Here is an 8,240-nt window from a genome sequence, read left to right on the forward strand (position 1 = left end):
TGTAAAAATGCAGGAATTGCAGTAACTGCTGTAGGATCAGGACCCTTAAGACTTAAGGAAGCAGAAGATATTCTTATCGGCAACAGCATAACAGACGAACTCATAGAAAAAGCAGCCGATGCCGCTTACGAAAAGGTACGTCCCATGCCTCATTTTAATATTTCGGCATGGTATAAGCGCAAACTGATAAGAGTACTTGTAAAAAGATCGATAAAGCAGGCTTGTATTTAAGCCTAATAGCAGCTGGCAGTAATCATCTATTTGTCCGGGCACTTTGTACCCGGACAATAGATCCATCCTGTTTTTTCGGTTATGCACCTGCTATCCATGGATTGTTGCCATCCAAACAGCATCTGAAGCTATACACTACTTATAATATCATAAGCTCCGGCCAGCGCCTCATCCAGTTTCTCAGGGATACTTCCCCCGGCCTGAGCCATATCGGGTCTTCCTCCACCTCCCCCGCCTACCACTGATGAAACCTGTTTCACAATATTTCCTGCATGATATTTTCCGGCCAGATCCTTGGTAACAATAACAATCAAAAACACTTTTGAGCCTGCGGCGCTTCCAAGCACAACAATTCCGGATTTTATTTTATCTCTGAATTTGTCGGCAAGATCTCTTAATGCAGCGGGATTATCTGCCAGAACTTTCTTGGCCAGAACTTTTACACCGTTTATAGATTTGATTTCATTATCCATATCATCTGCTGCACGGGAGGCGATTTTTGCTTTTGTTTTTTCAAGTTCCTTTTCATAAGCCTTTTGCTGGATAAGCATTTTTTCGACTTTTTGCGGTAGTGCTTCCGGCTTTTCCTTAACAATACGGGCAGTCTCATTCAAAGTTTTCATATTCTGCTGAATATAATTCAAGGCGGCAGCACCCGTTAATGCTTCGATTCGCCTTACACCGGATGCAACGCTTGATTCTGCTATAATCTTAAAAAGGCCTATATTGCCTGTTCTATCGGTATGCGTTCCACCACAAAGCTCTTTGCTGAACTCTCCGAGAGATATTACTCTTACTACATCACCGTATTTTTCTTCAAACAGAGCTGTTGCGCCGGATTTAAAGGCTTTTTCGGCATCCATCTCTTCTATGCATGTTAAAGCGTTTTCCCTGATTCTTTCATTTACAAGCGTTTCTATTTTTTCAAGCGTATCGGAATCAACCTGGGAAAAATGGGTAAAATCGAAACGAAGCCTTTCGGATGATACAAATGATCCGGCCTGTTTTACATGATCTCCCAGAATCCGTTTTAATATAAAATGCAGTATATGCGTTGCAGTATGGTTATTTGCTGTTGCACTACGTCTTTTATTATCAACAGACAGAGTTACAGACTGACCCTTTGAAACGGTTCCGGTAATAATTTTACCTTTATGAATTATTATTCCTGCCGCATCCTTTATGGTATCTGCAATTTCAATTTTAAGATTACTTGAGGATATTATGCCTGAGTCTCCGGTCTGTCCGCCCGATTCACCGTAAAAAGGGGTTTCTTCGGTAACAATCTCTATATCACTGCCTGCAACTGCTTCTGCTGTTTCCTTCCCGTCTTTTACTATAAGAAGAACTTTGGAATCACTTATTTGTTTATCATATCCTACAAATTCTGGGATAAGCCGGTTTGCGGAAAGATTTTTATAAGCTTCTGTTATCCCGGAAAAAGTTGCAACCGATCTTGATTTTTCCTTCTGATTTTTCATGGCCGCATTAAAACCGTCCATATCAAGAAAAAGATTTTCATCTCTTACAACATCTCTAACCACATCAACCGGAAAGCCATAAGTATCATACAGTTTAAATATGATATCTCCTGAAATAGTATTTAATCCCTTAGCTTTGATTTCCGAAAGGGTATCATTTAAAAGCCTTAATCCATTATCAAGGGTTTCGGAAAATCTTGCTTCCTCATTTTTTATAACATTTGAAATAAATGCCTCAGCCCCTTCAAATTCCGGATAAGCATCTTTCATGGTTTCAATAACAACTTGTGATGTCTCATGAAGGAAAGGCTTTACAAGACCGATATTTCGCCCGTAACGTATAGCCCTTCTCATTATCCTGCGAAGCACATATCCCCTTCCCTCGTTAGACGGAAGAATTCCGTCACAGATAAGAAATGCCGCTGCTCTGCTGTGATCGGCAATTACTTTCATTGCTACATCCGATACCGACGAATCACCAAGGCGCTTTTGCGACAACTGCTCGGTTTTTCTTATAATCGGAATGATAAGATCCGTATCATAATTTGTAGGAACATTCTGTACAACAGAAGCAATGCGCTCAAGCCCCATTCCCGTATCAATGCTGGGTCTGGGCAGCGGAGTCATTTTTCCTGAAGCATCCCTCTCAAACTGCATGAAAACAAGATTCCATATCTCAAGATAGCGGTCGCATTCGCAGCCTACCTTGCAGTCCGGCTTTCCGCAGCCATATTTTTCTCCCCTGTCAATCAGAATTTCGGAACAGGGGCCACATGGCCCGGTATCACCCATCGACCAGAAATTATCCTTATCGCCGAATCTTACAATCCTGTCTTCGGAAACACCGGCATTCTTATGCCAGATATCATGAGCCTGATCATCATCAAGATAGACTGAAACCCAAAGTTTATCCACCGGAATCCCAAAGCCTGTTACAAGAAGATCCCAGGCATATTCAACAGCCTTTTCCTTGAAATAATCACCAAAGGAAAAATTTCCAAGCATTTCAAAAAAAGTATGGTGCCTTGCCGTATAACCTACATTTTCAAGATCATTATGCTTTCCGCCGGCTCGCACGCATTTCTGGGAGCTTGCCGCCCTTACATAGCCTCTTTTCTCTTCCCCGAGAAAGGTGCGCTTAAACGGCACCATGCCTGCATTTGTAAAAAGCAAAGTAGGATCTTCAACCGGAACAAGTGATGAACTTCTTACGATCTGATGATCGTGCTTTTTAAAATACTCAAGAAACTGTCTGCGAATATCACTGCCTGTCATTAATAACTCCGTATGGTTATAGCTCGTAAGTTGGTGAGTTGGTAAGTTCATAAGCAAAAGATTGTAAGGCGGACCTTACTCTTTTTGTTCCATGAACTTATGGACTCATAAACTTTATTTTTTTATTACTTGTTATTCTGTATTCGATTTGACTTCGGTTATAATTTCTTCCTTTACCGGAATAATGCCTGCAACTTCCCTGACCTTCAAATGTATACTGTTAAAAATATCCGGGTTTTCCTTTAAGAATTTTTTTACATTTTCACGGCCCTGCCCTATTCTTTCCCCGTTATATGAATACCATGCACCGCTTTTGTCAATTACTCCCAAATCCGCCCCCATATCAATGATATCCCCGGTTTTTGATATTCCTTCGTTATACATTATATCAAATTCGGCTTCTCTGAAAGGCGGAGCCATCTTGTTTTTGACAACACGAACTCTTGTCCTGTTTCCCGTTACTTCCTGCCCATCCTTGATGGAAGCAGTGCGTCGTATATCAAGCCTTACGGAAGAATAGAACTTAAGAGCGTTTCCTCCTGTAGTTGTTTCGGGATTTCCGAATACAACTCCTATTTTCATCCTTATCTGGTTGATAAAAATCACAGAAGTCATAGTCTTGCCTATTGTTCCGGTAAGTTTTCTCAAAGCCTGGGACATGAGCCTTGCCTGAAGCCCCATATGGGAGTCTCCCATTTCACCTTCAATTTCGGCCCTGGGAACCAAAGCTGCAACCGAATCGATTACAATAATATCTATAGCTCCGCTTCTTACAAGCATATCTGCAATTTCAAGGCCCTGCTCACCGGTATCCGGCTGTGCAATAAGAAGTTCATCGCAGTTGACACCTATCACTTTTGCATAAGAAGTATCAAGTGCATGTTCGGCATCAATATAGGCGGCTATGCCGCCTTGTTTCTGGGCTTCGGAAACACAACTTAGGGCAAGAGTCGTCTTGCCCGATGATTCCGGACCGAATACTTCAATAACTCTTCCTCTCGGAAGCCCGCCCACACCAAGCGCTCTGTCAAGTGCAAGAGATCCTGTGGGTATTACGGGAATATCTACAACAGGCCTGCTGCCAAGTTTCATGACCGACCCTTTTCCAAACTGGCGTTCAATCTGGCCTATTGCAGCATCTATTGCTTTTTCCTTATCCATCGCATTATTTGTATTGCTCATAATTTCCCCTTTCTTCTGTAAGTCAACCGGCACCGGCTTAAAGCCAATGGTTTAAGGGTCCAGGAGCTAAGTAGCCAAGGGATATTTTTTCCCCTTGTTAATCCCGAGCCCTGGAATCCCTAAGGCATGAAAGATCTAACTAAAATATTTATCTAAAGAACCGGTTTCAAAACGTTTCAGTTTGGTCAAGCTCAAAGCGGGATTATTTCTCCCGGTCCTCATTATTATTACCCAAAAGCATCTTAAAAAGTTCGGTGTATACAGGCCCCTGTGGTTTAAGATCGCTTTTAAAAAGAACGATCTCTTTTGCTGCAAATGCTTCCGGATCAACATTTTGATATTTTCGTAATATTTCGATAAGCTTTTCGTTATTAACCTTATCTTTAAAGCGTCCCATTGTAAGATGACCTTTAAAAGGCTTTTCATCTTTTTTAAATCCGGATTCCTCCAATCTTTTATCAAGCGTATTCTGCAGACTTAACAAAAGAGATGTGTCTCCCAAAACGCCGACCCACATTATTCTTGGACGCATAATTGACGGAAACACATCGATTCCTTTTGCAAAAAGGTTCAAAGCGGAATAACAGCCTGAGCATTCATTCAAAGCAGCCTTGATATCAGAAAGATCGGACTTGTCTATGTTTCCGAAAAATTTAAGTGTAAGATGGATATTTTCAGGTTTTACCCACCTTACAGGAAAACCATATTGCTTCAGATTCTTCTGAATTTTATTTATGAAAGATAAGATATTATCCGGAAGCTTGAGCGCTATAAAAGCTCTTATGGTATCAGACATGAGATTAAGAAATAATTTTTTTATCCGGTTAAATTAATCATTCATCATTTATCAATATTTACTAATCAGGCTGTAAACTGCCGGGCAGAGTAAACTGGGGTTCACCCAGAAAAAACTGCCCTTTTAGAATCCATTCTTTTAGTATATTGGCAATTTCTCTGGCCTTGACAAGGCTTGAAAGCGGAGTTGCCGGAATTTTTTCACTATCTAAATTTATAAACCCACTCTTTAATTGTGCATAGCTAACCTGCCCATAACTCTTGGATATCCCGTTTGGATAATCATTTCCATAATCAACAATCTGTGTAAATATGTCTTCATCGGATATTGCTGTATACGATGCCATCTCTTCATTTAATATCGGTATGGGAATTCCCAGCCCTACCGAAAGAGAACATCCATATCCCTGAATGCTCACACCGACAAGCCAGTTCGGACTCATGTTTTTCAAATCGCCCATTACCCATAGCGTTCCGGCAGGAGTTAACGGAACCCCTTTTTCATTTCTATTAACAGAAGGTTTATGCTGGGTTCCGTACCAGGTAACATATCCTTGTGAACCTCCTAAAAATATTCTGGTACCAAGTCCTATCGTTTTATAATAAGGATCATTTAAAAGAGGGCTTAACTCTCCGGCTGAACAATAAGTCGCATTGGCGCCCCTGGGTTTTAATGTACCCATGTAAGTATAAATTGTTTTTTTGGTAAGATTGATTGCACAATTATAATTCTGATAACCGTTTCTGGGGTTGCAAAGAGTTGCACCGGGAAGAGTTGCAAGTGAAATTTCTTTTTCAACCAGACGTCCCGGATAACATGAAGTGCCATATCCTGTTGCTTTCAGATGAACTTTTTTCCCTGCAACCATATCCTGAATAACATGCCCGCCGCCATAATTGAATTCACCGGGATAAACCTTGTTAAGGGGATCATCCTCACAGGGCTCTGTGGCTCCTATGTAACAATCAACGGCAGCAATTCCCCCATAGGCAGGAACATTGTTTAACCAGACTTTTGATGCTTTAATTGTAGGTACCGAATGTCCGAAATTTATAAAAGCACCTGAAGAACACATGGGAGCAAATGTTCCGGTAGTTACTACATCAACATGTTTTGCAGCCTTAACCGGCCCATCGTTTTTAACGATATCGATCATTTCCCCGGCTGTAACCACCACAACTTTTCCTGATTTAATTTTCTCATTTATCTCTTTATATGTTTTTCTTACCTTATACTCCTTCATCATACTTTTTCCTATTTGGAGCCGGAAACCGATTTGGCGTCATTAATTTTTGATGTTATGTTATTTACTATCCATGAAGCATCCAACCACTCCAAAGGATTTACGAATACGTTATCTACAAGCATACTGAAATGCAAGTGATCCCCGGCAGCAAGACCGGTTTTACCCGACCGGCCTATAGTATAATTTTTTTCTACAATCTGGCCTACGGTAACATCTGAGCTGCTCATATGTCCATATAAACTGAAAATGCCGAAGCCATGATCAATCAGTACCATTTTTCCATAAATCCCAAAATCACCAACATATGCAATTTTACCTTTGTTTGCAGCAGGAATCGGGGCACCGGCAAGCGAGGCCAGATCGATTCCTAGATGAGTCTGGCTGTCTACAAGTTTGCCCTGATAATTGTAATTTCTGTGGTCTGCAAACGAAGCCTTATTTGCAGCATTCGGAAAACTTATAAAAGCGCCTTGCCAGAGTATTTCCTTTTCAGGGTTTTGTACAAGTTCTTTTAATTTGTTATGGTTTGCAACCCGCAGTTCCCGGTTTACTTTAATATACTTATCCAATAGAGGGTTAGTTGAATTTTTATCAACAGTCATATCAAATTGAGGCATAACCGCATTAAGGAAAGAATCCGAAATATTGATTGAATCTTCTTTAAATTTTTTCTCCTTGATAGACACATTAAAACCTCTTTTTGAACTGTTTCCTGCTTCATCAACAGCAAAAGCATATATTTCAGTACCCGGTCCTTTGTCATATTCAAGAGCATAAAAGCAGATATAAATATTTTTATCCGGAAAATAACCGCTATAGCCCGGAAAGAAATTTCCTCCGGCGTAAACCCCGTTTTTTACGCAGGGTTCGGACAATTTGTATATTTCAACTCCTGCCCCACCCTGGTTTACATATTGAGTCCCGCTTATAACATCTATTTCAGGCCGTTTCGTATCAATATTAATCTCTTTTTCGATGGTTGTTATATTTCCGTTCCACCATCTGCGCCAGGAATAATCCCATACACTTAAACGCAATAATGATTTCCCTTCGGAGATTCCCAGTTTTGACGGTTCAATAGTGATCTTTATAGTATCTTTATGAACACCTGCTCCAAAAAAACCTGCTTTAGGGTATTCTTTTTCAATCAGTACGTTTTCTTTCCCGTCTTTTACAATCTCAATTTTAACTTTATGCAAACCCTTTTTCTGGTCGGAAGCCAAAACGGTAATATCTTTTGAAGCTCCGATTGACAATATTTGAGTTGGGCTTTCAAATTCTATAACAGGCTTTTCACCCTCTAAGTTAAAAACTAAAATCCATAAGGCAGGAATAACAGCCAGACCAAACAAAACTATCAAAATAACTTTTAAATTGATTTTACCTTTCAATTCTTACACCAACCTTTCATTGCAGCAATTTATTAAATGTTTTCCATCCATAACTTTTCCTGCTTAAATGCGAGCATAAATTAGCATGGAATACATCAATATGCCAGTCTTATTTTGATGGGTTTATAATTCGATAAGCATTTAAACATACTTGCAGTTAATGAGCCGTAAATTTTCTATAGTCTTTGTATCTAAAGCATATCAACAAATTCCTAAGTACGGTTTTCTTTTGTACAAAGTACTTCGAAAAGCTCAGTCTCCTTTGAAACTCAGCCTATTTTATTATTGACTTATTAAATGATGTTTATTACTTTCATGCAAATTAGTGTTTACACTGATTGGATTTAACCAAAATCTGGCCAATATCCCAATTTCTTAACATAAACCGTATATTTATATTTCGCAATATTTCCTTGGATATGCTTTTATAACTACTGAATTCTGAAAAATCGCATATCCGGATTAAAAATAAGTATTATTTCCCGTTTCACCGTTTTAAAGCATTTGAGGTAATTTCAAAAGTCTCGCATTGATCCGATTATTTTTATAAAAAGCAGTTGAAATACCAAATAACATATTGATTTAATAAAGAGAATGCTCTATTATCTTCTTAAATTCACCAATTCAAGAAAGGATGA

At 39.6% G+C, this 8,240-nt stretch carries 6 protein-coding genes; 1 reads left to right on the plus strand and 5 read right to left on the minus strand.

What is annotated here, in order from left to right:
- Nucleotides 1–231, plus strand: a 231-nt coding sequence (locus VXK47_RS13290; RefSeq protein WP_435549269.1) for a hypothetical protein, incomplete at its 5' end; no start/stop codon positions are given.
- A gap of 128 nt (nucleotides 232–359) precedes the next feature.
- On the opposite strand, the gene alaS is transcribed toward VXK47_RS13290, so the two are convergent.
- The 5 genes from alaS to VXK47_RS13315 form a co-directional block, all read right to left on the minus strand.
- Nucleotides 360–2,987 carry an alanine--tRNA ligase gene (gene alaS / locus VXK47_RS13295; protein WP_435549270.1) on the minus strand — a complete coding sequence of 876 codons (2,628 nt, stop codon included), beginning with the start codon at nucleotides 2,985–2,987 and terminating at the stop codon, nucleotides 360–362.
- Nucleotides 2,988–3,119: 132 nt separating this feature from the next.
- Nucleotides 3,120–4,169, minus strand: a complete 1,050-nt coding sequence (gene recA, locus VXK47_RS13300; protein WP_435549271.1) for a recombinase RecA — start codon at nucleotides 4,167–4,169, stop codon at nucleotides 3,120–3,122.
- Nucleotides 4,170–4,371: 202 nt separating this feature from the next.
- The gene (gene thpR, locus VXK47_RS13305; RefSeq protein ID WP_435549272.1) at nucleotides 4,372–4,965 is read right to left on the minus strand and encodes an RNA 2',3'-cyclic phosphodiesterase; all 594 of its coding nucleotides are present in this window, start codon (nucleotides 4,963–4,965) and stop codon (nucleotides 4,372–4,374) included.
- A 61-nt stretch (nucleotides 4,966–5,026) separates the two neighbouring features.
- The gene (locus VXK47_RS13310; protein ID WP_435549274.1) at nucleotides 5,027–6,208 is read right to left on the minus strand and encodes a homocysteine biosynthesis protein; all 1,182 of its coding nucleotides are present in this window, start codon (nucleotides 6,206–6,208) and stop codon (nucleotides 5,027–5,029) included.
- 11 nt (nucleotides 6,209–6,219) lie between these two features.
- Nucleotides 6,220–7,602 (minus strand): M23 family metallopeptidase, encoded by a 1,383-nt coding sequence (locus VXK47_RS13315; protein WP_435549273.1) that lies wholly within the window; start codon nucleotides 7,600–7,602, stop codon nucleotides 6,220–6,222.
- Nucleotides 7,603–8,240 lie beyond the last annotated feature (638 nt).

This window comes from Desulfobacterium sp. N47 (genome assembly GCF_051233685.1).
Taxonomy (GTDB): Bacteria; Desulfobacterota; Desulfobacteria; order Desulfobacterales; family RPRI01; genus RPRI01.

Coding starts and splice junctions, on each gene's coding strand:
- alaS (WP_435549270.1), bottom strand. CDS start 2,987: ATGACAGGCAGTGATATTCGCAGACAGTTTCTTGAGTATTTTAAAAAG.
- recA (WP_435549271.1), bottom strand. CDS start 4,169: ATGAGCAATACAAATAATGCGATGGATAAGGAAAAAGCAATAGATGCT.
- thpR (WP_435549272.1), bottom strand. CDS start 4,965: ATGTCTGATACCATAAGAGCTTTTATAGCGCTCAAGCTTCCGGATAAT.
- VXK47_RS13310 (WP_435549274.1), bottom strand. CDS start 6,208: ATGAAGGAGTATAAGGTAAGAAAAACATATAAAGAGATAAATGAGAAA.